This window comes from Lactobacillus fornicalis (assembly GCF_055362665.1).
Genome location: NZ_JBLTIM010000013.1, coordinates 1 through 25,346 on the forward strand (window position 1 = coordinate 1; position 25,346 = coordinate 25,346).

Here is a 25,346-nt window from a genome sequence, read left to right on the forward strand (position 1 = left end):
CAAACTATTTTACAGTCTCCTCACTTTTTTGAATATCAATAAATATATTATATTTTTAACTATTACTATCCATAATAGTTAATACACAATGGTATATACAAGTGTAAAAAAGACTAGTATTTATCCATTACTGATAATACTAGTCTCTTTATTATTCTATATTCTAATGTGCTGATGCACCTGAAGTTGCATCTTCTTCTGGTTCTTCTTCAACTTCTTCTTCATGAGCTGAAGCACCAGTTGCTGAATCAGTATCTAATCCGAATTTTTCAGCAAAGTATGAAAATGGCTTCAATGGTTCTGCTTGATACTTAGCAACAAATGCAGGATCATCAAGAGTATTAAGTTCAGTTGAGTAATGCATATCATGGGTGTACTTAATGTCAATTAACATTGGGCCATCCATCTTCTTCCATTCCTTAACTGCTGCTTCAAATTCTTCTTTGGTACGAACAGTTACGCCTTTAACATTCATACCTTCAGCAACTTTAGCCCAATCATTATCTGGAATAATAACACCTGATAATGGTTGGTGTGATTCGTCTTCTTGTTCTGCTTGAATGTAGCCAAGAGTTTCGTTAGTGAAGACAACGTTTAATACGTGCATGTTGTAACGGGCCATAGTTAATAATTCTTCACACATCATTGCGAAGCCACCATCACCAGCTAATTGCCATACTTCACGGTCTGGGTAAACTGTTGCTGCAGTAAGAGCTGCTGGGGCACCATATCCCATAGTTGCGTGAAGACCTGAAGTAGTCCACTTTTGGTCACCGTGCATCTTAAGAAGACGGGTGTGGTCCATGTTCACGTTACCAACATCAATAGCAAATACTGCGTTATCTGCAGCTTCTTTGTTGATTACATCCCAGATTGGTTCTTGACGAACTGGGCTTTCCTTAGAATCTTTAAAGCTATCAAGCCATTCATCCCAGTTTTGACGGTCGGCAATAGCTGCCTTGTATAATGGAGATTCATCACGTGCTTCACCAGCATCAATGATGGCACGAAGTGATTTCTTGGCATCTGCAAGCATTGATACATCAACCTTGTGACGCTTACCAAACTTAGCAGGATCAACATCAATTTGGATTACCTTAGCATCCTTTGGGAACCATAATACTGAGAATGGTGAATTGTTACCAACCCAAACTACTAAGTCAGTGTGACCTTGAATTTCGTTAGCTGGCTTTGGTCCAATACGACCAATAGTACCCATGTATGCAGGGAATTCATCTTCTACGATACCCTTACCAAGGTATGAAGTAAGAAGTGGTGTCTTGAATTTTTCAGCAAATTCCTTAATTTCTTCACCACATCCCTTTGCACCATTACCATAGTACATAACAGGATTCTTAGCTTCTTTAAGAAGTTTTACTGCTTCTTCAACTGATGACTTAGTTGGTGCTGCGTAATTATCTTCAACACGTGCATCGTAATTTACACGAAAATTGTCATCAATCTTTTCCCAACCTAAGTCCTTAGAAATAATCATTACTGCAGGACCTTTTCTTGCGTAAGCTTGACGAATACATTCATCCATTACTACAGGAATTTGTGCTGCGGTCTTAGGTTGACGGCAGAATACACTAGCGTTCAAGAACCACTTATCTTCGTCGAATGCTTGGAAGAAGTCGATGTCTTGACGACCTTCTGGAACGTTAGCGACAATTGCTACCATAGGAGTCTTGTCAAATTTAGCATCGTACAAACCGTTGAATAAGTGTGCTGCACCAGGTCCAGCTGAACCAAAACATACACCAACTTTACCAGTCAATTTGTATTCTGCAGAAGCAGCTAAAGCACCAGCTTCTTCATGACGAACTTCAATAAACTTAATTCTATCTTTCCAGTTGTGAATGGCATTCATACTTGAGTCAAATGAACCGCCAGGAAAACCGTAAATGTGATCAATATGCCAGTCGTATAAAACTTTAAACATAGCGTCTGAGCCATTAATTTTTGCCATATTGTGCATCTCCTTAAAAATATACTTACACTTGTATTAAAGCACTTTTTTTCACAATTGCAAGTGATTGCTATCGCCATTATACCGCACATGTAAGCGTTTTTTAAAGATAATAAATTCACAAAGTGAAGCTATTTATTATTTACTTATTGCTAAAATAAGATTTACATTTGTGATTGCTTTATCAAAGATACTATTTAAGCCAACTTTTTTCAAAATTTAAATTGTAAGCGCCTAACTTATTATTTTTTAAATTTAAACATTTCATAAGGTTTATAACAAAAAAGAGGATTTCTCCTCTTTTTCTTAACCTTTATCTTCAACTTTTGAATATTTTCCTTGTTGAATATAGACCGTTAAAATTGCAATATCTGCTGGATTTACTCCTGAAATTCTTTCGGCTTGAGCAATTGACTCAGGTCGAATCTTTTCAAACTTTTGACGTGCTTCCGTAGCTAAACCGGCAATCTTACTATAGTCAATTCCTTCTGGAATCTTTTTTGATTCTAAACGGCGCAATTTTTGAACTTGTAATTCTTGCTTCTTAATATAACCGGCATATTTCACATCAATTTCAACTTGTTCACGCACATAACGGTCACTATTAAGCTTGGTACCTGAAAGTTTTTCAATAGCTGCAATTGTCACACCCGGACGACGCAAAAAAGCACTGGCCTTTAATCCGGCATTTAACGGTGATTGCCCAATTGATTCTAAATATTCTTGTACCTCATCATTTGGATGGATAGTAATATCATAGAGTTCTGCTAAAGTTTGCTTAATTGCTGCCTTTTTTTCTTCAAATTTTTGATAACGTTCATCACTAATTAACCCCAGTTTATGACCATATTCAGTTAACCGTAAATCTGCATTATCATTACGCAAAAGTAGCCGATATTCTGCTCGACTTGTAAGCAAACGGTATGGCTCATTAGTACCCTTAGTAACCAAATCATCAATCAAGACGCCAATGTAAGCTTCATCCCTACCTAAAGTAAAGCCTGGTTTCCCTTGAGCACGTAAAGCTGCATTAATTCCTGCAACAATTCCTTGCCCACCAGCTTCTTCATAACCACTAGTTCCGTTCATTTGGCCAGCAGTAAATAAATTCTTGATATTCTTAGTTTCAAGCGTATGTTTCAGTTGCCATGGTTCAATTACATCATATTCAATTGCATAGCCTGGGCGCATCATTTCAGCATTTTCAAGTCCAGCAATTGAATGAACCATATCTTGTTGAACTTCTTCTGGCATTGAGGTTGAGAAATCACCAACATAATATTCATCAGTATGCTTGCCTTCAGGTTCTAAAAAGATTTGATGGCGTGGCTTATCTGCAAAACGCACAATCTTAGTTTCAATTGATGGACAATATCTCGGTCCAATTCCTTCAATTACCCCAGTATACATTGGAGCTCGGTCTAGATTGTCGCGAATAATTTTATGAGTAGTTTCATTTGTGTATGTCATCCAGCAAGATAGTTGATCTTTCAAGTAATCTTCATCTTTTGTTTCAAATGAGAAATGTCTTGGTTCACTATCGCCAGGTTCTTCTTCTGTTTTTGAAAAATCAATTGTATTTCCATTAACTCTCGGTGGAGTACCGGTCTTAAAACGACGCAATTTAAAGCCTAACTTTTCAAGATTTTCTGAGAGTTTAATCGCCGCAATTGTGTTATTAGGACCTGATGAGTAAGTAAGTTCCCCGATAATAATTCGTCCACGAGCAGAAGTACCAGTAGTTAAAACAACACTTTTAGCTAAATATTTTGCACCAGTATTAGTGACAACGCCGTGACACACACCATCTTCAACAATTAATTCATCAACTGTTGCTTGGCGCAAAGTCAAGTTAGGAGTATCTTCAATTGTCCGCTTCATCGTTTCATGGTATTGAACCTTATCTGCTTGGGCCCTTAAAGCTCTAACAGCCGGTCCTTTACCAGTATTAAGCATACGCATTTGAATATAAGTGGCATCAATATTTTTTCCCATTTGGCCACCTAAAGCATCAATTTCTCTAACAACCGTTCCTTTAGCAGGCCCACCAACAGATGGATTACATGGCATAAAAGCAACCATGTCCAAACTAATTGTAATTAATAAAGTTTTTTGCCCCATCTTTGCACTAGCAAGAGCTGCTTCACAACCTGCATGCCCAGCTCCTACGACAATTACATCGTATTCATTTGAACTATATGTTTTCAGCATTTTTTTCTCCTATTTACCTAAACAGAATTGACTAAATAGTTGCGTTATTAATTCATCAGGTGCGCTATCTCCAGTTATTTCTCCTAAGGTATCCCAAGCACCTGTAAAATCAATTTGAGCAATATCTAGTGGAACATCATTATCAACTGCATCTACTACATCTGTTAGTTGGTCTTTAGCTTTTTCAAGCAAGCCTGCTTGGCGCTGATTAGTTACTAAAACTTCATCATTTGAGTTGTGAATACCACTAAAGAACAACTTACTGATAGCTTCCTCTAATTCATTCAAGTTCTCTTCTTTAAGAATTGAAGTTACAACAATTGAAGCTTGCGTTTGGACTTTAAGGTCCTCTTTATTTAGTTTTATCCCTAAATCAGCCTTGTTTAAAACAACTATTCTTTTTTTATTTTTGGTGTAGTCTATTAATTTTTCATCTTCAGTAGTCAAGGCTTCACTCGCATTAAGCAACAGTAAAACTAAATCAGCTTGCTCAATTGCTTTTTTGGAACGCTCTACCCCAATTTTCTCAACTTTGTCTTCTGTATGATGAATCCCTGCTGTATCAATTAGTTTTAAAGGTACACCCCTAATTGAAACATATTCTTCAAGGGTGTCACGCGTAGTACCAGCCACATCAGTAACAATTGCCTTGTCATCTTGTGTCAAATAATTGAGTAAAGAACTTTTTCCAACATTGGGGCGACCTACAATTGCTGTTGCAAGACCATTACGCATAATTTTTCCTTGATTAGCTGTTTTTAATAGTCGATTAATTGCTTCAATTACTTTTTTTGAAGTTTCTTGCATCTGAGTTGCTGTAACTTGATCAGCATCATATTCTGGATAATCAATATTCACTTCTACATTTGCTAAAGTATCTAAAATTTCTTGGCGCATATTTCTAATCTTGTCGAGCAAACCACCTTCAAGTTGGTTCATTGCAACTTGTCGCGCTTTATCAGTTTTTGCACGAACAATATCCATCACACTTTCTGCTTGAGTTAGGTCAATTCGTCCATTTACAAAAGCTCGTTTCGTAAATTCACCAGCTTCAGCCATTCGAGCACCATGCTTTAACAATAATTGCAGAATTTTATTAGTTACAACAATTCCTCCATGACAATTAATTTCTACCATATCTTCTTTGGTAAAAGTCTTAGGTGCAAGTAAAACTGAAACCATTACTTCATCAACTACTTTACTGGTTTCAGGATCAATGATATGCCCATAATTAATTGTATGACTAGCAACTTTACTCAAATCTTTTCCTTTAAAAAGCTTATTTGCAATTTTGACTGCATCTTCACCAGATAATCGAACTATCGAAATTCCACCTTCACCAATTGGCGTTGAGATTGCAGCAATCGTATCAAACTCAGTTAATGTCGGCATTATTATCTTCCTTTTTGTATTAAAAAAAGCGCAATTTCCACCACTGTGTGATGGATAAAGCACTTTCACTACTTTATCTAACCAAAATTAGATTTATTTTTTTCGATTTAATTTCTTATAAGCGCGTCTAATCTTACGTTGACGTTCTTTTTCAGCTTGCTTTTTAGCTTCTTGTTCTCGAGCATACTTAAACGGATTTTGTAAAATAAACGTTTGTACTACCGAGAAAATACTTGAAACTACCCAATAAAGTGTAATCGCAGTTGGGAAGCTAATAGCTGGTACAGCAACAATCAATGGTGTAATCCACATCATCGCTTTAGTCATACTTTGACTAGATGATTCAGGGGCTGACATTTGTGCCACATAAGAAGACATAAATGTAAATACAGCTGCTAAAATCGGCATAACGTAATATGGATCTGCCTTGCTTAAGTTCATCCAAAGAAATGTACCATCTTGCAATTGTTTAGTTGAATAAATTGCTTGGTACAAGGCAAACATGAATGGCAATTGCAAAAGCATAGGAAAACAACCCAAATATGGATTAATTCCTGCCTCTTTATAGAGCTTTTGCGTTTCGGCATTTAATAATTGTCTACTTTCAGCATCATTGCCTGGGTACTTAGCACGCAATTTATCAATTTCTGGTTGCAACTGTTGTTGCTTAGTCGTACTTTTAATTGAAATTGCATTAAGTGGGAAGAGTAATAATCTAACTAATATCGTAAATACGATAATTGTCCAACCATAATTCTTCCCTAATAAATCAGCTAACCAAAGCAAAAATTGCGAAAAGTAATAAATGACGTAGCGATCCCACCAACTACCACTTGTATGTGACACATTGCCTGTATTATTAGCACAACCTGTTAACACTACTGCAATAGTTAACACTGCCAAAAAGGCTATGAATCGCTTGACATTTTTCTTCGTTAAAATGTCTTTCATCCTATATTCCTTCATTTTCTTCAGAATCCTGATTAATCAACTTAGCCAAAGTCATTGCATGTATTAAATTCTTTTTAACTTCAGCCATCGTAAACTTACGAGCATAAGGACGAGTAATTACTAAAAAATCAGCTTTTACATCAACTTCATCCTTTACCTCAGTAAGTGTCGCACGGATGTAACGTTTAAGTCGATTTCTAACTACTGCCGTATGTCCTACTTTCTTGCCTACAGATATTCCTACCCGAAAATGTTTGTTTTCTGGGCGAATTAACTTATAGACAACAAAGGCGCGATTAGCAACTGAATCGCCCTTATTAAAAACAGTTTGAAAATCTTTTTCAGATTTTACTCGATAAGACTTTTTCAAAGTGCTTCACATTCCATCCAAACATTAAAAAAACCACTGGAAAATTCAGTGGTTTAAGCAGATAAGACTTTTCTACCTTTTGCACGGCGTCTTGCTAAAACCTTACGGCCGTTTGATGTGCTCATCCGTTTCATGAAACCATGTACACGTTGACGGTGACGTTTCTTAGGTTGGTAAGTTCTCTTAGTTGTCATTAGTCTAGCACCTCCATTTTTTTATAATGCTAACAGCACAATTTATTATTAAGGATAGCATGTTTAGCGCGAAAAACCAAGTTCTTTTTATAAAAAGGAGTATTTTTTTCAAAGTAAAAATCTTTTTTGTGGAAAATTTTTACTAATTTTTTTGTCCTTTTTTTATATTAACATTCTTTTTCTCACACTTTTCCACAAATAACAAGTTGTTAAAAAACAAATCCACAGCATGTGAATAACGTTTTTTAAATTGCCATCTAAGCTTTGTACTTCAAAGAAAAGTTATACACAGTCTAGTATGTTAATAACTTTAAAGTATCTATTTTTTTGATAGAAATGTGGATTACTTTTTGTTTATTTTTCCACAACCTGTGAATTCTTAATTTCTTTTATTCACTTGTGGAAAACTTCTCTAAGCAATGCTACAATATGTTATGTTTTTACAATTAAAGTGAGGAATTTTTTGTGTTCGATTTACAGAAATTTTGGGATTACTTTAACAAACAAATGCGCCAAGAATACAACGAGGTCGCATATAATGCCTGGTTCAAAAACACAAAACCTGTTTCTTATAATAAAGAAACAAATGAATTAGTCATTGCCGTTAAAAATCCTATTGCCAAAGGTTATTGGGAAGCTAACCTTTCTACAAAGTTAATCCAAACAGCTTATGCTTATGGAAATTTTGAAGTTTTACCTATTTTTGAAGTTGATGGCGATGAACCTACTGAACGCTTTAAAGCACCACAACCTCCAAAAAAAGTACCGGAACGCAGTGTTAGTCCTGTAAAAGATGATTTTGTTGCTAAAAATTTACAATTAAACGAAAAGTATACTTTTGATACTTTCGTTCAAGGTGAAGGCAACAAATTAGCTGAAGGGGCCGCTCTTGCCGTTGCCGATAATCCAGGTAGTTTTTACAACCCACTATTTATTTTTGGGGGCGTAGGTTTAGGGAAAACTCACTTAATGCAAGCTATTGGACATCAAATGCTTTGTGAGCGACCTAATGCTAAAGTAGTGTACATTCAAAGTGAAACTTTCGTTAATGATTTCATTAATTCAATAAAAAATAAAACCCAAGATGAATTTCGCGAAAAATACAGAACCGCTGACTTGCTGTTAGTTGACGATATTCAATTTTTCGCTAAAAAAGAAGGTATTCAGGAAGAATTCTTCCATACCTTTGAAACGCTCTACAACGATCAAAAGCAAATTGTCATGACTTCTGATCGTTTACCAACAGAAATCCCAGATCTTTCTGAGCGTTTGGTTTCACGCTTTGCTTGGGGCCTACAAGTAGAAATTACACCGCCAGATTTGGAAACACGTATTGCTATTTTAAGGAAAAAAGCCGAATCTGAAGGTTTAGTAATTGACGATGACACCCTTGATTACATAGCTTCACAAGTTTCAACTAATATTCGTGAACTTGAAGGAGCATTAGTAAAAGTTCAAGCTCATGCCACAATTGAAAAAGCAGATATTAATGTAAATTTAGCTCGTGACGCACTGACTGATTTAAAATTAGTTCAAAAAAGTCGTGGACTACAAATATCAAAGATTCAAGAAGTGGTTGCCAATTACTTCCAAACAACGGTTAATGAGCTAAAGGGTAAAAAGCGTGTTCGCCAAATTGTTGTACCTCGGCAAATAGCAATGTATTTATCCCGTGATTTAACAGATGCTAGTTTGCCAAAAATAGGCCAAGAATTTGGTGGTAAGGATCATACTACAGTTATGCATGCCTACGAAAAAATTGAAAAAGATATTCGAACTGATGCAGAAATAAAATCAGCCGTCTATGAATTAAAACAACTTCTAGATCGCTAGTGCTGATAAAATGTGGATAAGTCAAAAAACTTTCCACAGCTTTTTCACCGCACCGATTCCGTTATTTTAAGGGTTAAGGTTAGTTTTCAACAAAATTAACAGGCCCTACTACGACTACTATTTATAAATATAAATATGAATATAAAGAACTCTCAGGAGGATATTATGAAATTTACAATTAATCGTAATTTGTTTCTTGATAATTTAAACAATGTTATGCGAGCAATATCTTCACGGGCAACTATTCCAATTCTTAGCGGAATAAAAGTTGATTTATCCAATGAAGAACTTGTTTTAACTGGTAGTGATACAGATATTTCAATTGAAATTAAAATACCAGTCAGTGCTGATTTAACAGTAGAATCAACTGGATCTATCGTTTTACCAGCACGCTTTTTTAACGAAATTATCAAAAAGTTACCTGGTAAGGATTTTAGTTTTGAAGTAAAAGAAGGTTTACAAACTCAAATTTCATCTGAAAATAGTGAATTTACTATTAATGGTTTAGATGCTAATAACTATCCACGTTTGCCTGAAATTGCATCTGAGACAGCATTTGAAATTTCTGGTAAAACATTTAGAGAAATTATTAACGAAACTAATTTTGCAGTATCCACTCAAGAAAGTCGCCCCATTTTAACAGGGGTTCACTTTGTCTTTAACCAAGCCAAGATAAAGGCTGTTGCAACTGATTCACATCGGTTATCACAAAGAATAATTGATTTAGAAAATGGACCTCAAGTAGAAGCTGACTTAATTATCCCAGGTAAAAGTTTAGTTGAATTATCTAGAATTATTGGAGATCAAGATCCAAAAGTAACTGTAAATCCAGGAGATAACCAAGTTTTATTTGTAATTGGAAATGTATCATTTTACTCACGTTTACTTGAAGGTACTTACCCTGATACAGATCGTTTGTTGCCAACTACTAGCACTACCACAGCTGAATTTGATCGTGCTAGTTTGTCACAAGCTCTTGATCGCGTAAGTTTGTTGACACATGCAGGTAGAAATAACGTTGTGAAGTTAACACTAGATACTGAAAATGGAGTAGCTCAATTAGAAGGTGATTCACCAGAAATTGGTACAGTAGAAGAAAAGCCTTGGGCTAAGCAAATTACGGGTCAAAATTTGGAAATTTCTTTCAATCCAGACTATTTGCAAGCTGCTTTACGTGCTTCAATTACAGATACAGTTATCATGAACTTTACTGAACCACTTCGTCCATTTACTGTAGTACCTGGAAAAGAAGATGTTGAATTTATTCAGTTAATCACTCCGGTAAGAACCTATTAAAAATTAAAAAAGTGGAATAAAAAAAGAGCACTTTAAGTGTTCTTTTTTTTATATTTAGTGTTTTACGCCTTTTTTAAGAGAATAAGAAGCTGTTTAGTGATTTGAATATAACTACACACTATAAAAAAATTAAGCTTAAAACGGCTTATATGGGCGAAGAGGTTTGTTTTTGTATCGTGAAACGCTTATAATATATAAGTAATAGTAAGGTTTGAGGTGAGTAAAATAAAAATTTTCAAAATAAAAGGTGAATTTATCACTCTAGGACAGTTTCTAAAAGAGGAAACCTATGTTGGCTCTGGTGGTCAAGCAAAATGGTTTCTGGCAGAAAGCCCTGTAATATTGAATGGTCAAGAAGAAAATCGACGTGGTAAAAAAATTCATGTTGGTGATGAAGTAGAAGTACAAGGGCAGATTTATAAGTTTGAATAGAGATGTATTTAAAACAACTCAAATTGCAAAATTGGCGTAATTTTGAAGAACTTGAAACGGATTTTTCTCCAAATGTAAATATATTTATCGGACAAAATGCTCAAGGAAAAACGAATTTATTAGAAGCCGTTTATTTTTTAGCATTGACTAGATCACATAGAACTAATAGTGATAAAGAGTTGATTCGCTTTGGTCAAAAAGCCGCAATTTTATCAGGACATGTGGTTAAAAGTCAGGTAGAAACTGATTTACAGGTTCGAATCAATACTAAAGGAAAAAAAGCTTGGATAAATAGAATTGAACAAAGTAAGCTATCACGCTATGTTGGTCAATTAAACGCAATTTTATTTTCACCAGAAGATTTAGCCTTGGTAAAAGGAGCGCCTAGCTTGCGAAGAAGGTTTATGGATTTAGAATTTGGACAGATAAATCCAGAGTATTTATATTTTTCAAGTCAATATCGACAAGTTTTGCAACAAAAAAATAATTATTTGAAGCAGTTAGCAAATGGAAAAAGTAAGGATAAAGTTTTTTTAGAAGTTTTATCAGATCAATTAGCTGGTCTTGCAGCCGAAATAATTTCTAGACGGTTAAAATACTTAGCTTATTTAAGTGAGTATGCCAAAGAGGCTTATGCAGCTATTAGTAATGAAAAAGAGCGGTTAGAAGTGGTTTATAACCCATCAGTTACTTTGACTTCTGGGCAAACATCAAGTGAAAGTATTTATCATGAAGTGTTAGCATGCTTTAAGAAAAATGAAGCTGGAGAAATTAGAACTGGTACAACATTAGCCGGGCCACATCGTGATGACTTGCAATTTTTGTTAGATAAAAAAGATGCCCATTTATATGCCTCACAAGGCCAACAAAGAACAATTGCTTTAAGCTTAAAATTGGCTGAAATTCAGCTAATTCATCAAATTACAGGAGAATACCCTACATTACTTTTGGATGATGTAATGAGTGAGCTTGACCACACAAGACAGTCAGCTTTACTAAATTACATCCATGGAAAGACTCAAACTTTTATTACCACTACAGATTTAGAAGGTATTTCCTGGGAAATAGTAAAAACGCCTAAGATTTTTAGATTAAAAGCCGGAGTTATCAGTGAAGGAGACGATTAATAATGGCAGATGACAAAATGAAAGATGTCAAAGAATACGAAAAAGAAGCAGATAAGTATAATGCCAGTCAAATCCAAGTTCTTGGTGGACTAGAAGCCGTAAGAAAAAGACCAGGGATGTATATCGGATCTACCAGTTCTCAAGGTTTACACCACTTAGTTTGGGAAATCATTGATAACGGTATCGATGAATGTTTAGCCGGCTTTGCGACTAAAATTGAGGTTACTGTTGAAGAAGATGGCAGTGTAACTGTACAAGATGATGGTCGTGGTATTCCAGTTGATATTCAAGAAAAAACAGGCCGTCCTGCAGTTGAAACTGTTTATACTGTTTTGCACGCTGGTGGTAAATTTGGCGGTGGCGGATACAAGGTATCTGGTGGGTTACACGGTGTAGGTGCTTCAGTAGTAAACGCCTTATCCACTAAAGTTGAAGTAACGGTTATGCGTGATGGCAAAAAATACTTTATTGATTTTGATCACGGCCGAGTAAAACATGAATTGAAGCAAATTGGTACTGTTGATCCAGGACAACACGGAACAATAGTGCATTTTTACCCAGATCCCGATATCTTTACTGAAACTATTGTTTTTGACGACAAAATTTTGAAAAAGAGAATTCAAGAATTGGCCTTCTTGAATAAAGGGCTCAAGTTAACTTTTACCGATAAACGTAAAAGCTCAGCTGAAACAGATGTCTACCATTACGAAGGCGGAATTAAAGAGTACGTAGCCTTTTTAGATAAAAAAGAAGAAAAGTTGTTTGATACACCAGTTTATGTTGAAGGTGACTATGATGGTATTAATGTTGAAGTCGCTTTGCAATATACTACTGGTTATAAAACCACTATGATGACTTTTGCCAACAATATTCATACCTACGAAGGTGGGATGCATGAAGCTGGTTTTAAGACTGCTTTGACTAGGGTAATTAATGATTATGCACGTAAGGCCAAAATCTTTAAAGATAGCGATACTAACCTATCTGGTGAAGATATTCGTGAAGGAATGACTGCAGTTATTTCAATTAAGCACCCTAACCCACAGTTTGAAGGTCAAACAAAAACCAAATTAGGTAATTCAGATGCAAGAGCTGCGGTAGATAAGGCTTTTTCTGAAGCTTTTAGTAAATTCTTACTAGAAAACCCTAGTGTTGGTCGAAAAATAGTTGAAAAAGGGCAATTAGCTGAAAAAGCTAGAATAGCAGCTAAACGTGCTCGTGAAGTCACTCGGAAGAAGTCAGGCCTTGAAATTGCTAACTTACCTGGAAAATTGGCCGATAATACTAGTAACGATCCAGAAATTTCAGAATTATTTATCGTCGAAGGGGACTCTGCTGGTGGTTCTGCAAAGCAGGGACGTTCAAGATTGACGCAAGCTATTTTGCCAATCAGAGGTAAGATTTTGAACGTTGAAAAGGCCTCAATGGATCGAATTTTAGCTAACCAAGAAATTAGAACCTTGTTCACGGCCTTAGGAACAGGATTTGGAGCTGATTTTGATGTTAAAAAAGCGCGTTATCATAAGTTAATTATTATGACTGATGCCGATGTCGATGGTGCCCACATTAGAACTTTGCTTTTAACATTGTTCTACCGCTACATGAAGCCAATGATTAAGGCAGGATATGTTTATATTGCTCGTCCACCTCTTTACCAAGTAAAACAAGGCAAAATTATAAAGTATCTTGATAGTGACGAAGAATTACACGATTACTTAGGTTCTCTTCAACCAAGTCCTAAGCCAACTGTTCAACGTTACAAGGGGTTAGGTGAGATGTCAGCTGATCAATTGTGGGAAACCACTATGGACCCTGAAAACAGAAGACTTGACCGTGTTGATCCAGCGTATGCTGAAGATGCTGATGCAGTTTTTGAAATGTTAATGGGTAATGAAGTTGGACCACGACGTGACTTTATTACTAAGAATGCTAAATATGTTGAAAACTTGGATGCATAAGGAGGAGCTAGATGGATAATCAAGGTCAAGATCGCAGAATTAGAAATGTCGATTTAACTCATACTATGCGTAGCTCTTTCCTTGACTACGCAATGAGTGTTATTGTTGCTCGGGCTTTACCTGATGTTCGCGATGGAATGAAACCTGTGCAACGGCGGATTCTTTATGGAATGAATGAATTAGGAGTTACTCCTGATAAGCCATACAAAAAGAGTGCCAGAATTGTTGGGGAAGTTATGGGTAAGTTCCACCCACACGGTGACTCCTCAATTTATGAAGCAATGGCACACATGGCGCAAGATTTTAGTTACCGTTATATGTTAATTGACGGTCACGGTAACTTTGGGTCAGTCGATGGTGACCGCCCAGCAGCTATGCGTTATACCGAAGCTAGAATGAGTAAAATTGCTCTAGAAATGCTCCGTGATATTAATAAAAATACAATTGATTGGCAAAGAAACTATGATGATACTGAAAACGAACCATTAGTATTGCCTGCTAGAATTCCTAGTTTATTAGTTAATGGTGCTAGTGGTATCGCTGTTGGTATGACAACTAATATTCCACCTCATAACTTGTCTGAAGTTATTTCAGGCCTACATCTTTTAATGAAAAATCCAGACGCAACTACAATGGATTTGATGAAGGTAATACCAGGACCTGACTTCCCAACTGGTGGGGTAATTATGGGCCGAAGTGGAATCTTGCACGCTTATGAAAGCGGAAAAGGCAATGTTGTTGTACGTGCAAAAACTAACATTGAAGAAGAAAAGAGTGGCCGTGAAAGAATTATCGTTACCGAAATTCCATTTATGGTTAATAAGGCAATGTTGGTACAAAAAATTGCAGAATTAGCACGGGACAAAGTAATTGATGGAATTACTGGAGTCCGTGATGAATCAGACCGTCATGGGATGAGAATTACAATTGATATTCGTCGTGATGCTAGTGCTAGCGTGGTTTTGAACAATCTATTTAAAGAAACCCAAATGCAAACTAACTTCGGAATGAACATGGTAGCAATTGTTAACGGAGCACCACACTTCTTAACTTTGAAACAAATGCTCCAATACTATCTTGATCACCAAGAAGACGTTGTAAGACGTAGAACTAAGTTTGAATTAGATAAGGCAGAAGCTCGTGCTCATATTCTAGAAGGATTAAGAATTGCCTTAGATCATATTGATGAAATTGTTAATATTATTCGTAATTCTGAATCAAGCGATATTGCTAAGGCAACTTTGATTTCACGCTTTGAACTAGATGATAAGCAAGCGCAAGCTATCTTGGATATGCGACTAGTTCGTTTGACAGGATTAGAACGTGATAAAGTAGAACAAGAATATCAAGACTTATTAGTCAAAATTGCTGACTACAAGGATATTTTGGCCAAGCCTGAACGAATTGATCATATTATCTATACTGAATTACTTGATATTCAAAAACGTTTTGGTGATGATAGAAGAACTGAGATTACAGCTAGTGAAGTTGTTTCAATTGAAGATGAAGATTTAATTGAAAAGCAAAATGTGCTTTTGACTTTAACTCATAATGGCTATATTAAGCGGATGCCAGTTAGTGAATTTAGAACTCAAAATCGTGGTGGTCGTGGAATTAAGGGTATGGGTGTGCAAGATGATGACTTTATTGAACGCTTAACATACTCAAGTACGCATGATTACTTATTGTTCTTTACTAATAAGGGTAAAGTATATTCTAAGAAAGCTTATGAGATTCCTGAATATAGCAGAACCGCTAAAGGATTACCAATTATTAACTTGCTTCAACTTGATAAAGGTGAAAAGATTCAAGCTATGATTAATGTTCCTGAAGGGCATGAAGATGGAAACTTGTTCTTTATTACTAAGATGGGTGTTGTTAAGCGGACTAGTGTTGAAGAATTTAGCAATATCCGTAATTCAGGGTTAATTGCTTTGACTTTACGCGATGGGGACGAATTAAGTAACGTTTTAACTACTGATGGCAAGCAAAATATTATTATTGGCACTCACATGGGTTATGCAGCTAGCTTCAAAGAAAGTGATGTTCGTGTAATGGGACGATCAGCTGCCGGAGTTCGCGGAATTAACTTGCGTGAAAATGACTATGTTGTCGGCAGTGAAGTGCTTAAGCCAGGTGCAGAAGTCTTAGTAATCTCTGAAAATGGTTATGGTAAGCGGACGGCTGTTAGTGAATACCCAATTAAGGGTCGTGGCGGTAAAGGTATTTTAACGACCAAGTTAGGTAAGAAGAATGGCCCACTTGCCGGGATGACTGTGGTTGATGGTACAACTGATATCATGCTAATTACCACTGATGGAATTATGATCAGATTTAAGACTGAGGATGTCTCACAAACTGGTAGAGCAACTATGGGTGTACGCTTGATTAAGTTAGGCGAAGGCGATAGTGTCGCAAGTTTGACCGCAGTTCCTAATGAAGATGATGATACAGAAGATCAAGACGAAAATTCTAAATCTGAAGAATAAAATTTTTGAATAAAAAATAAAATTACCAACTTTTTGGTGTATCTAATTAGTGATAGAAAAAACTATCAGGATCACGTATAAAAAGTTTGGTAATTTTTTTGTTCTGTGCTAGAATGATGAACTGTGAGTAATATTTTTTCGATTACTCCTTGTTCTTAAACATTTAGTAAGAACCATTTAGTCCAGAAGGAGGTGCAATAGTCAATGACAACCAAGTATGAAGTAACTTACATTATCAAGCCTGATATTGATGATGAAGCAAAGAAAGCCGTTGTTGATAAATACGATAAAGTTATCGCTGATAACGGTGCTACAATGGTTGAATCAAAAGACTGGGGCAAGCGTCGTTTTGCATACGAAATCAACAAGTATCGTGAAGGTACTTACCACATTATGACTTTCACTGCAGAAGATGCTAAAGCAGTCGATGAATTTGGTCGTCTTTCAAGAATCGACAACCAAGTTTTACGTTCAATGACCGTTAAGTTAGATAAGTAGTTTGTTTTCGTGAATTAGGAAGAGGAGGAAATAGGTATGATTAATAGAGTTGTACTTGTTGGCCGTTTAACACGTGATCCTGATTTACGCACTACTGGTAGTGGGATTAGCGTTGCTACTTTTACATTGGCAGTTGATCGTCAATATGCTAATGCACAAGGTGAACGCGGGGCTGATTTTATTAGCTGTGTAATCTGGAGAAAGGCTGCAGAAAATTTCTGCAATTTCACTAATAAAGGTTCATTAGTTGGTATTGATGGCCGAATCCAAACCAGAAGCTACGATAATAAGGATGGGCAAAGAGTTTATGTGACTGAAGTTATTGTTGATAATTTCTCACTACTTGAATCACGTAAAGATCGTGAAGCTCGTTCCCAAAATGGTGGCTATGCGCCACAAAATAACGGAAGTTCATATGCTGGAAATAGTAATCAAAATACTAATTTCCAAGCGAATAATAGTGCTCCAAATACCAATAATGCTGCACCACAGGATCCATTTGCTGATTCAGGTTCAACAATTGATATTTCGGATGATGATCTTCCATTCTAAATTTATAGAAAGGATCTAGAGACATGCCTCAACAAAGAAGAGGCGGCCGTCGTCACCGTAAGGTTGACTTCATTGCCGCAAACCACATCGACTACGTCGATTACAAAGATGTTGATCTGTTGAAACGTTTTATCTCTGAAAGAGGTAAAATCTTACCACGTCGTGTCACTGGCACTAGTGCAAAGAACCAACGTAAGTTGACTATTGCAATTAAGAGAGCTCGTATTATGGGCTTATTGCCATTCGTAGCAGAAGACTAAAACAGATATTAACTGTCGCAGTTAGCTTTTATCGCTAACTGCGATTTTTTTATGTCTTGATAAGTGGTCTATAAGTAAAGATACGGTATAATAAACTTGATGTAGTTTATTTTCAAACTAGAGAGGATCTTCATGAAAGATTTTTTTAGAAAACTAGAATTACCGGAGTTTATAAAAGACTCACGATTAAGTTCTTCAGTTCTAATCGTTATCTTTTTGTCACTCTTTAGTGCTGTAGTGGGAGTTATGATTAGTCCTTTCTTTGGACTAGCGATGGTATTAATTTTCGTTTTAATTGTAGCTTTTACAGTCTATGGGGCATATATTTTAGCCGGTAATGCAAGTAATTTTGCAGCTAATTTATCGTATCGTATTAAGCGTAGTGAACAAGAAGCTATGATAAAAATGCCATTAGGCATTTTGCTTTATGATTCTGATCATCATATTCAGTGGGTAAACCCATATTTACAAATGTATTTGGAAGATGAGGATGTTTTAGGACGTTCTATTTCATCAGTTGATCCGGAATTGGGTAAAATTTTTGAAACTATTTTATCTAATAAAAAAACATCTCAAAATCAGCTCGTAAAATGGGGCAGTCGACAATTTGAAATGATTGTTCAAGATAATTTAGGCGTTATTTATTTGTTAGATATTACACGCTATGCCCAAATTGAAGAAAAATATGAAGCTGAAAGATTGGCAATTGGTTTAATATTCATTGATAATTATGATGAATTGAGTCAAGGGATGCATGATCAAGAGTTAGCCTTAATGAGTTCATATGTTCAAAATACCTTGAGTGAATATGCGGCTAAGTTCCATGCATATTTAAAGAGAATAGATGAAGACCATTTCTTGTTGCTTACGCATATGCAAGATTTAAAGAAATTGGAGGGTGATAAGTTTTCTGTACTTGATAAAGTACGGTTAGAAACTAGTCGTAATAATACTCCATTGACGCTTTCTATTGGATTAGCTTATGGTAGCGACTCATTAAATGAAGTAGCAGATCAAGCACAGTCTAATTTGGACCTTGCTTTGGGACGAGGCGGAGATCAGGTGGTCTTACGTGAACCTGGTAAAGAAGCTCGTTTCTTTGGTGGAAAATCTAATCCAATGGAAAAACGGACTCGAGTTCGTGCAAGAATGGTTTCTCAAGCCTTACAAGAAATTTTTAAAGATGCAGATCAAATTTTTGTTGTAGGACACCAACGCCCAGATATGGATGCCATTGGTGGTGGTATAGGGATTGTCAAAATTGCTCGTGCACATGGTGTAAAAGCGCATGTAGTCTTAGATACTAATCATACTAACTATGATGTAGGACGTTTGGTTGCACGATTAGAAAAAGAAAAGGACTTAGATTTATTTATTAGTCCTGAAGATGCGCTAGCACAAGCAACAGATCAATCTTTATTGGTAATGGCGGATCACTCTAAATATTCAATTACATATGATGCAAAATTATATGATAAATTAAAGAATCGTTTAGTAATTATTGATCACCACCGTCGAGGGGAAGAATTCCCTGAAAATCCAATGCTTATTTATATTGAGCCATATGCTTCATCTACATGTGAATTAGTTACTGAGATGATAGAATATCAGCCACAGCGTGGGGAACAATTATTGACAGATTTGGAAGCTACAGCAATGTTGGCCGGAATTACCGTTGACTCTAAAGAATTTTCTCTTAGAACTGGTACTAGAACCTTTGATGCGGCAAGTTATTTGCGGTCAATTGGGGCAGATTCAGCAATTGTGTCAGATTTGTTAAAAGAAGATATAGAAAGTTTCACCCAAAAGGCTAAGTTAGTAGCTAGTTTAAAGATGTATAAAGATGATATAGCCTTACTTTTGGGGCCAGACGATAAAATAATAGACCCAATTGTGACAGCTCAGGCAGCTGATATGGCATTATCACTAGAACACGTTGATGCTAGCTTTGCGGTTACTAGGCGCAAAAAAGATACAATTGGTATTTCAGCTAGATCAATGGGAGATATCAATGTCCAGGTAATTATGGAAAAATTGGGAGGTGGAGGTCACTTATCTAATGCAGCAACCCAATTGAAAGATATTACGATTGATGAAGCAAAAGAAAAACTAGAAAAAGCAATAGAAGATTATCTAGAAGAAAACGAATAATTATTTTAGGAGGTTTCTTATGAAAGTTATTTTTGTACAAGATGTTCGTGGTCGTGGTAAACGTGGAGAAGTTAAAAATGTGCCAGATGGCTATGCACAAAATTATTTAATCAAAAGAGGCTTAGCTAAAGAAGCTAACAAGGGTAACCTTAATACTTTGAAGCGAGTTGAAGCTAACGAAAAGGCAGCATATGAAGCTGAGAAAGCTGATGCAATCAAAATCAAGAAGCAACTTGAGAGTGATAACACAGTTGTCCAATTCAAGTCTAAAGCAGGCACAGATGGCCGTTTATTTGGTTCAATCAGTGGAAAGAAGATTGTTGAAGGCTTGGAACAACAATTTGGTTTAAAGATTGATAAACGTAAACTTGAATTACCTGAACCAGTTAAAGCTCTTGGTTATACTAACGTAAAAGTTAAATTATTCAAGGGTGTTGAATCAACAATTAGAGTACATATTACTGAAGAATAGGGTAGTACATAAGAAATGGATAACGTAGTTTCACCACAAATTCCTCATGACTCAGAGGCTGAAAAAGCCGTCCTTGGGGCGATTTTTATTGATCCTGAGGCAATTGCTGATGCAGAAGCTATAGTCACTGCAGATGATTTCTATGAGCGAGCTAATCGAATTTTGTTTGCTGCTATGAAAGATTTAGTAGATCGGGACGAAGCTATTGATCCTTTGACTATTCGTGATGAATTAGCTAAGCGAAAACAATTAGAAGATATAGGTGGCATTGCTTACATAAGTGATGTAGCGGTAGCAACACCGACGAGTGCTCACGTTACTTATTATGCTCAAATTGTTCACCGTAAATCTCAATTGCGTCGCTTAATTGCAGCTAGTCAAAAAATCATTCAAAATGCTATGGAAGGTAGCGATGATGTTGCTAATATTTTGGATGATGCTGAAAAGCAAATCATGGATGTGTCATCTGATACTAATTCAGCTGGGTTTAGAAATATCAAAGAAGTTGTTCAAAAAGCTCTTGATGAAATCAATGCTGCAACAGCCGCTGATACAGATGTAACAGGATTATCTACAGGTTTTGTTAATTTAGATAAAATGACAACAGGTCTTCATGAAGATGAGTTGATAATTTTAGCAGCACGACCTGGTGTGGGTAAGACTTCATTTGCAATGAATGTTGCTCAATATGCGGGGCTTCATGACCATAAGACGGTAGCTGTTTTTTCACTAGAAATGAGTGGCGAACAGCTTGTCCAAAGAATGTTAGCATCAGAAGGCTTAATTGATTCTATGCATTTAAGAACTGGGCAATTAAATAATGAAGAGTGGAATAAATTAGTTGTTGCAGCAGGAGCGTTAGCTACAGCATCGATTTTTATTGATGATACTCCAGGTATTAAGATGAGTGAGATTCGTGCAAAAGCTAGAAAATTAGCTAAAGAGGATGGCAATTTAGGTTTAATAGTAATTGACTACTTGCAACTAATTGAAGGTCCTAAGAGTGAATCACGTCAGCAAGAAGTTTCTGCGATTTCGCGGCAATTAAAAAAATTAGCTAAAGAATTGCACGTACCAGTAATAGCTTTATCACAGTTATCACGGTCAGTTGAACAGCGCCAGGATAAACGGCCTGTATTATCAGATATTCGTGAATCAGGTTCAATTGAACAGGATGCGGATATTGTTGCTTTCTTATATCGGGATGATTATTACCGTGATGAAGAAGGTAGCGAAGATAACGACCAGCAGGGGGATGATGATAATGGAGAAGTTGAAGTTATCATTGAAAAGAACCGTTCTGGTAGTCGTGGTACAGTTAAGTTAATGTTTTCAAAACCGTATAACCGTTTTTCAAATTTGGATTATGCTCATGATGAGTAAGATAAAAGGATGTTTCTCATGAAACATCCTTTTTAGTCTTTAAAATTATAACTTTCAAAAAAGATTGGAGCCTTGCTTGAGTCATTACTCTTAGGGCAAGCACTGAAATCACCTTCAGAAAATGGTAAGTAATTATTTTTGGCACTTTGATAAATAAGCTTAATCATTTCAGTTGCTACTTGGCGCACTTCAGGATCCATGCCCATTACAACCTTTCCTAAAGTCCAAGTACCGCGAATACGATGCTCAGTAAATACATTCATATCTGTAATATCCATATTTTCGAATGCTAAAAAGATAGCTGACCAGAGTTGACCACGTTTTTCTGCTGGAATAGATTGATTGAATTGAATTAAGGCGTGCCGAATTATACGGGCTGAAGTCGTTAATCCTTCTGCTAATACAAAACTATTACGTCCCACACTCCAATTGAGTGGAGTATGCTGGTGCATCATCGGATAGACACTTTTTACTACTAATGTCCTTTCGGGGTGATCGAGCATAATTCCAAAAACAGAACTTTCAGGTACGTAGGTCCGCATTTTATCAATTGCGCGTTTAAAGCCCGCACTTTCTGCAAATACTGAACGATAACCTGGTCCATCAAAATTTAAAGCATTTATTACTCGATCTTGAACATCGTAGCGTGCAGCAGCTAGTGAATGAATTGCATAGTGGCCACCTTTTGAATGACCTGTGATATAAATTTTACAATTTTTAAATTTATCTGCCATTGCTTCAAGGTAATCACGTGCTACAGTTTGACCATAAATCTGATAACTGTAATTCATAATCATATCTTCATTCCATCCAACGACAGAACTATCAGTTCCTCGGAAGGAAATTAAAATAGTATTTTTATCTAATTGCAAAGTTAAAGCAGCAAATTGTAAAGGAGCTGGTTCAGCCTCTAAACGGGATGTCCAATCTAGAATTTTTAAATCTGCAAAACGAGGGCTTTTTACTAAAAGTCTAGTTTCTGTTTTTCGGTGCAAATCCAAAGAGCCACTGTAAAGCGCTAAAATACGTTCACATGCTTCTTTTAGGCTATGGCCTACAATTGACTCATCAAAAGGTAAATAAGCAATAGAAGCTAAAATAGCCCCATCAACGCTATTATATTGCCTTTGCTTAAATGATAAATCACCGCGCCAACGCAAATAATCAAGTGGACCTGCCATTTTATCCATCCTCTCAAAGTATAATAGCTATATTTTAATACTTTATTTTTTAATAAAGAAAAAAAGAGCCAAAACTTGACTCTTCCTTAATCTTATTTACCACCACGGGTGTAAATGATTCGTTTGATATCTGGATATTTGCGCAAATGCATGATGATATTATTTTCATCAATTTTATTATTAATAATTCCATCAGCATTAAAAACAATTTGTTCATCATCGACATCTAAAATCTTAATAGCGATAGATTCAACATGATTATTTTCGAGTTCATTTTGAATTTCGTTAAGAATATTAGGCGTATTAACACAAACAATTTGAACGTTAAAACGAACATGGATAATAATTCTGGAAATAATTGAATCATCATGAAATAGCATTTGAATAAAGAAGATGAAAATTGTTGCTAAAACTCCAATGGTGTATAAACCGGACCCAACGGCCATACCAATAGCAGAAGTAGCCCAGACACCAGCAGCGGTTGTTAAACCAGAAATTTGTTCACGGCGAACTAAAATAGTTCCGGCACCGATGAAGGAAATACCTGTAACAATCTGAGCTGCAATTCTTGAAGGGTCTAGAGCAATCTCATTTGTTGTCAATAAGTCGTAAAAGCCATATTTAGAAACTATCATAAATAAAGCAGAAGCAACAGCGACAACAATATGAGTTCTTACACCAGCGCTTTTACGCTGGATAGCACGTTCATAACCAATTACTGCACCACAAAGTGCAGCAACGATAATTCTAATTAACCATTCAACTTGAGTGGTAAAACCGGCAATAGCCAAAATTGTCATTTTGATACTCCCCTTATATTTGTAGTAAATCAATACAACTTCCATTCTAATATAAAATTAGGCAAAAAACAGAAAAAAATTTCAAATAAAAGCTTGCACAAACCTAATTTTTATGGTTAAATTATTAATTGTGTTAAGGCAACACGAAAAGTTGCTGACTTAGCTCAGTTGGCAGAGCACCTCACTAGTAATGAGGAGGTCGAAGGTTCGAACCCTTTAGTCAGCATTGGAATGAATGAAGTTGGGACACCGATACGTTCGGTGTCTTTTTTGTTGTCTAAAGTTATATGCAATGAGAAAAGCACAGGATTAAACTGGTGTCATTTTAAGCTATTTGATCATGATATAATAGTGATGTAATGAAGAATATGATTGACGTGCAAAGGATGAGCTGGTTACTCAATCCGTCGTCGACGTTTTGCGGGTGGTTCGTTAGAACCGCCTTTTTTATTGCCTACACTTATATGAGAAATTCAAAAAAATCTAAATCCATTTGCTAATTTTCGGTGTAATAAATGATTTATCGGTGATTCAGTATCCTTATTATTTGCAATCTGCACTTCTACCACTGTAGAATATGAAATAAAAATTAAAAAGAGATGCAAACTATGAATAAACAGGAACGAATTCAGGTTTTAACCGATTTAATTAAAATTAACTCCATCAATGGCAATGAACTTGAGGTAGCAACTTATTTGAAAGCATTATTTGCTAAACACAATATTGAAGCTGCGATTGATGCTTTTGGCGATAAGAGGGCGAATCTAATTATGGAACTAAATCCGCAAGCTTCAGGGCCGATTTTAGGTCTTACTGGGCATATGGACACCGTTGACTTAGTAAATGAAGCCAAGTGGCAGAGCAATCCGTTTGAACCTAAACTTGACGGTGATAAGCTTTATGGTCGCGGCAGTGCAGATATGAAAAGTGGGCTGGCAGCAGAAGTTATTGCTTTGATTGAACTTGTTGAATCCGGGCGGATAAAAGGGCATGTACGCTTTTTAGCTACGGCTGGAGAAGAATATGGAACTCCGGGTGCTAATCGGTTAGAAGAACAGAGTTATGCGGCAGATTTAGCGGCCTTAATAGTTGGTGAACCAACTGGTGGTGACATTGTATATGCTCATTCTGGTAGTTTGAACTATCGCATTAAAAGTCATGGTCAAGCTGTTCACTCATCTAGACCGGAAGAAGGAAAGAATGCAATCACTGGTTTAGTTAAGTTTTATGTAGCTGAACAAGAGTTATTTAATAATGCACCAAAAGATCCATATTTAGGCGAAATTAAGCACAGCATTACGGTCATTGAAGGTGGAAAGCAGGTTAATATTATTCCCGCTGAAGCTAAGTTAGAAGGCAATATTAGACCAACCAAGGCTTTCAGCAATGAAGAAGTGATTAAATCATTGAAAGCATTAGTTTCAAAGCTAAATCAAGCTGAAGCTACTCACTTAGAATTTGAATTGATTCATAACTTTTATCCAGTGGTTACTAGCCCCGATGATGCATTTGTTAAGAAGGGGTTAGCCGCTACTACCGACGCCTTTGCCAATCTAAGAAAGCCCAAGCTCAGAATTATTAATGGAGCAACAGATGCGTCTGTTTTTGTTAAACGTAGACCAGATTTGCCAGTCTTTATTTTAGGTCCTGATAAGTGGAAATTAGCGCATCAAATAAATGAATATACGACGATTTCTTCATATTTAGCAGTAATAGAAGCATATAAGAATATTATTTTGAACTTTTTTGAATAATAGTTAGTAATCCTCAACATAAGTTGAGGATTTTTTGTTTTATTTCACATATAGGTAATCTTGACAAGGAATA

21 protein-coding genes and 1 tRNA gene are annotated in these 25,346 nt (G+C 36.1%); 14 read left to right on the forward strand and 8 right to left on the reverse strand.

Annotated elements, in window-relative coordinates; all coding sequences use genetic code 11:
- Window positions 1–163: 163 nt before the first annotated feature.
- The 6 genes from spxB to rpmH all read right to left on the reverse strand — a co-directional run bounded on the left by spxB (window position 164) and on the right by rpmH (window position 7,087).
- Window positions 164–1,969 carry a pyruvate oxidase gene (spxB, locus tag ACNDLV_RS03325; protein WP_022091363.1) on the reverse strand — a complete coding sequence of 602 codons (1,806 nt, stop codon included), beginning with the start codon at window positions 1,967–1,969 and terminating at the stop codon, window positions 164–166.
- 306 nt (window positions 1,970–2,275) lie between these two features.
- Window positions 2,276–4,180: a tRNA uridine-5-carboxymethylaminomethyl(34) synthesis enzyme MnmG gene (gene mnmG / locus ACNDLV_RS03330; protein ID WP_006586042.1), complete on the reverse strand. Its 1,905-nt coding sequence runs from the start codon at window positions 4,178–4,180 to the stop codon at window positions 2,276–2,278.
- A gap of 9 nt (window positions 4,181–4,189) precedes the next feature.
- Window positions 4,190–5,575: a tRNA uridine-5-carboxymethylaminomethyl(34) synthesis GTPase MnmE gene (gene mnmE / locus ACNDLV_RS03335; RefSeq protein ID WP_143435188.1), complete on the reverse strand. Its 1,386-nt coding sequence runs from the start codon at window positions 5,573–5,575 to the stop codon at window positions 4,190–4,192.
- 90 nt (window positions 5,576–5,665) lie between these two features.
- Complete coding sequence (locus ACNDLV_RS03340) at window positions 5,666–6,523, reverse strand: YidC/Oxa1 family membrane protein insertase (RefSeq protein WP_022091365.1); 858 nt, start codon at window positions 6,521–6,523, stop codon at window positions 5,666–5,668.
- 1 nt (window position 6,524) lies between these two features.
- Window positions 6,525–6,893, reverse strand: a complete 369-nt coding sequence (rnpA, locus tag ACNDLV_RS03345; protein ID WP_006586045.1) for a ribonuclease P protein component — start codon at window positions 6,891–6,893, stop codon at window positions 6,525–6,527.
- 53 nt (window positions 6,894–6,946) lie between these two features.
- A complete protein-coding gene (gene rpmH / locus ACNDLV_RS03350) occupies window positions 6,947–7,087 on the reverse strand; it encodes a 50S ribosomal protein L34 (RefSeq protein WP_006585370.1) in 141 nt (46 codons plus the stop codon).
- A gap of 465 nt (window positions 7,088–7,552) precedes the next feature.
- On the opposite strand from rpmH, the gene dnaA reads away from it, so the two are divergent.
- From dnaA to dnaB, 12 genes are all read left to right on the forward strand, one after another.
- On the forward strand, window positions 7,553–8,920 hold the full coding sequence (gene dnaA / locus ACNDLV_RS03355) for a chromosomal replication initiator protein DnaA (protein WP_006586046.1): 1,368 nt from the start codon (window positions 7,553–7,555) through the stop codon (window positions 8,918–8,920).
- A gap of 165 nt (window positions 8,921–9,085) precedes the next feature.
- The gene (dnaN, locus tag ACNDLV_RS03360) at window positions 9,086–10,216 is read left to right on the forward strand and encodes a DNA polymerase III subunit beta (protein ID WP_006587525.1); all 1,131 of its coding nucleotides are present in this window, start codon (window positions 9,086–9,088) and stop codon (window positions 10,214–10,216) included.
- A gap of 216 nt (window positions 10,217–10,432) precedes the next feature.
- Window positions 10,433–10,648, forward strand: coding sequence for a S4 domain-containing protein YaaA (yaaA, locus tag ACNDLV_RS03365; RefSeq protein WP_006586048.1), 216 nt, complete (start codon window positions 10,433–10,435; stop codon window positions 10,646–10,648).
- A gap of 2 nt (window positions 10,649–10,650) precedes the next feature.
- On the forward strand, window positions 10,651–11,775 hold the full coding sequence (gene recF / locus ACNDLV_RS03370; protein WP_006586049.1) for a DNA replication/repair protein RecF: 1,125 nt from the start codon (window positions 10,651–10,653) through the stop codon (window positions 11,773–11,775).
- 2 nt (window positions 11,776–11,777) lie between these two features.
- Window positions 11,778–13,733: a DNA topoisomerase (ATP-hydrolyzing) subunit B gene (gene gyrB, locus ACNDLV_RS03375; protein WP_006586050.1), complete on the forward strand. Its 1,956-nt coding sequence runs from the start codon at window positions 11,778–11,780 to the stop codon at window positions 13,731–13,733.
- A gap of 11 nt (window positions 13,734–13,744) precedes the next feature.
- The gene (gene gyrA / locus ACNDLV_RS03380; RefSeq protein ID WP_006586051.1) at window positions 13,745–16,222 is read left to right on the forward strand and encodes a DNA gyrase subunit A; all 2,478 of its coding nucleotides are present in this window, start codon (window positions 13,745–13,747) and stop codon (window positions 16,220–16,222) included.
- Window positions 16,223–16,426: 204 nt separating this feature from the next.
- Window positions 16,427–16,720: a 30S ribosomal protein S6 gene (gene rpsF, locus ACNDLV_RS03385; RefSeq protein WP_006586052.1), complete on the forward strand. Its 294-nt coding sequence runs from the start codon at window positions 16,427–16,429 to the stop codon at window positions 16,718–16,720.
- Window positions 16,721–16,756: 36 nt separating this feature from the next.
- Entirely contained in the window at window positions 16,757–17,272 is a 516-nt protein-coding gene (ssb, locus tag ACNDLV_RS03390; RefSeq protein WP_006586053.1) for a single-stranded DNA-binding protein, read from the forward strand.
- A gap of 23 nt (window positions 17,273–17,295) precedes the next feature.
- A complete protein-coding gene (rpsR, locus tag ACNDLV_RS03395) occupies window positions 17,296–17,532 on the forward strand; it encodes a 30S ribosomal protein S18 (RefSeq protein ID WP_006585377.1) in 237 nt (78 codons plus the stop codon).
- Between the two features lie 132 nt (window positions 17,533–17,664).
- Window positions 17,665–19,683, forward strand: a complete 2,019-nt coding sequence (locus tag ACNDLV_RS03400) for a DHH family phosphoesterase (RefSeq protein WP_006586054.1) — start codon at window positions 17,665–17,667, stop codon at window positions 19,681–19,683.
- Between the two features lie 19 nt (window positions 19,684–19,702).
- Entirely contained in the window at window positions 19,703–20,155 is a 453-nt protein-coding gene (gene rplI / locus ACNDLV_RS03405) for a 50S ribosomal protein L9 (protein ID WP_006586055.1), read from the forward strand.
- Window positions 20,156–20,170: 15 nt separating this feature from the next.
- Window positions 20,171–21,538 (forward strand): replicative DNA helicase, encoded by a 1,368-nt coding sequence (dnaB, locus tag ACNDLV_RS03410; RefSeq protein ID WP_006586056.1) that lies wholly within the window; start codon window positions 20,171–20,173, stop codon window positions 21,536–21,538.
- A gap of 32 nt (window positions 21,539–21,570) precedes the next feature.
- Here the strand turns inward: dnaB and ACNDLV_RS03415 are convergent, their stop codons facing one another.
- The gene (locus ACNDLV_RS03415; RefSeq protein ID WP_006586057.1) at window positions 21,571–22,728 is read right to left on the reverse strand and encodes an Mbeg1-like protein; all 1,158 of its coding nucleotides are present in this window, start codon (window positions 22,726–22,728) and stop codon (window positions 21,571–21,573) included.
- Between the two features lie 83 nt (window positions 22,729–22,811).
- On the reverse strand, window positions 22,812–23,519 hold the full coding sequence (locus ACNDLV_RS03420; RefSeq protein ID WP_006587527.1) for an MgtC/SapB family protein: 708 nt from the start codon (window positions 23,517–23,519) through the stop codon (window positions 22,812–22,814).
- Between the two features lie 153 nt (window positions 23,520–23,672).
- On the opposite strand from ACNDLV_RS03420, the gene ACNDLV_RS03425 reads away from it, so the two are divergent.
- Window positions 23,673–23,745 (forward strand) — tRNA-Thr (locus ACNDLV_RS03425).
- Between the two features lie 382 nt (window positions 23,746–24,127).
- Window positions 24,128–25,273, forward strand: coding sequence for an ArgE/DapE family deacylase (locus ACNDLV_RS03430; protein ID WP_006587528.1), 1,146 nt, complete (start codon window positions 24,128–24,130; stop codon window positions 25,271–25,273).
- Window positions 25,274–25,346 lie beyond the last annotated feature (73 nt).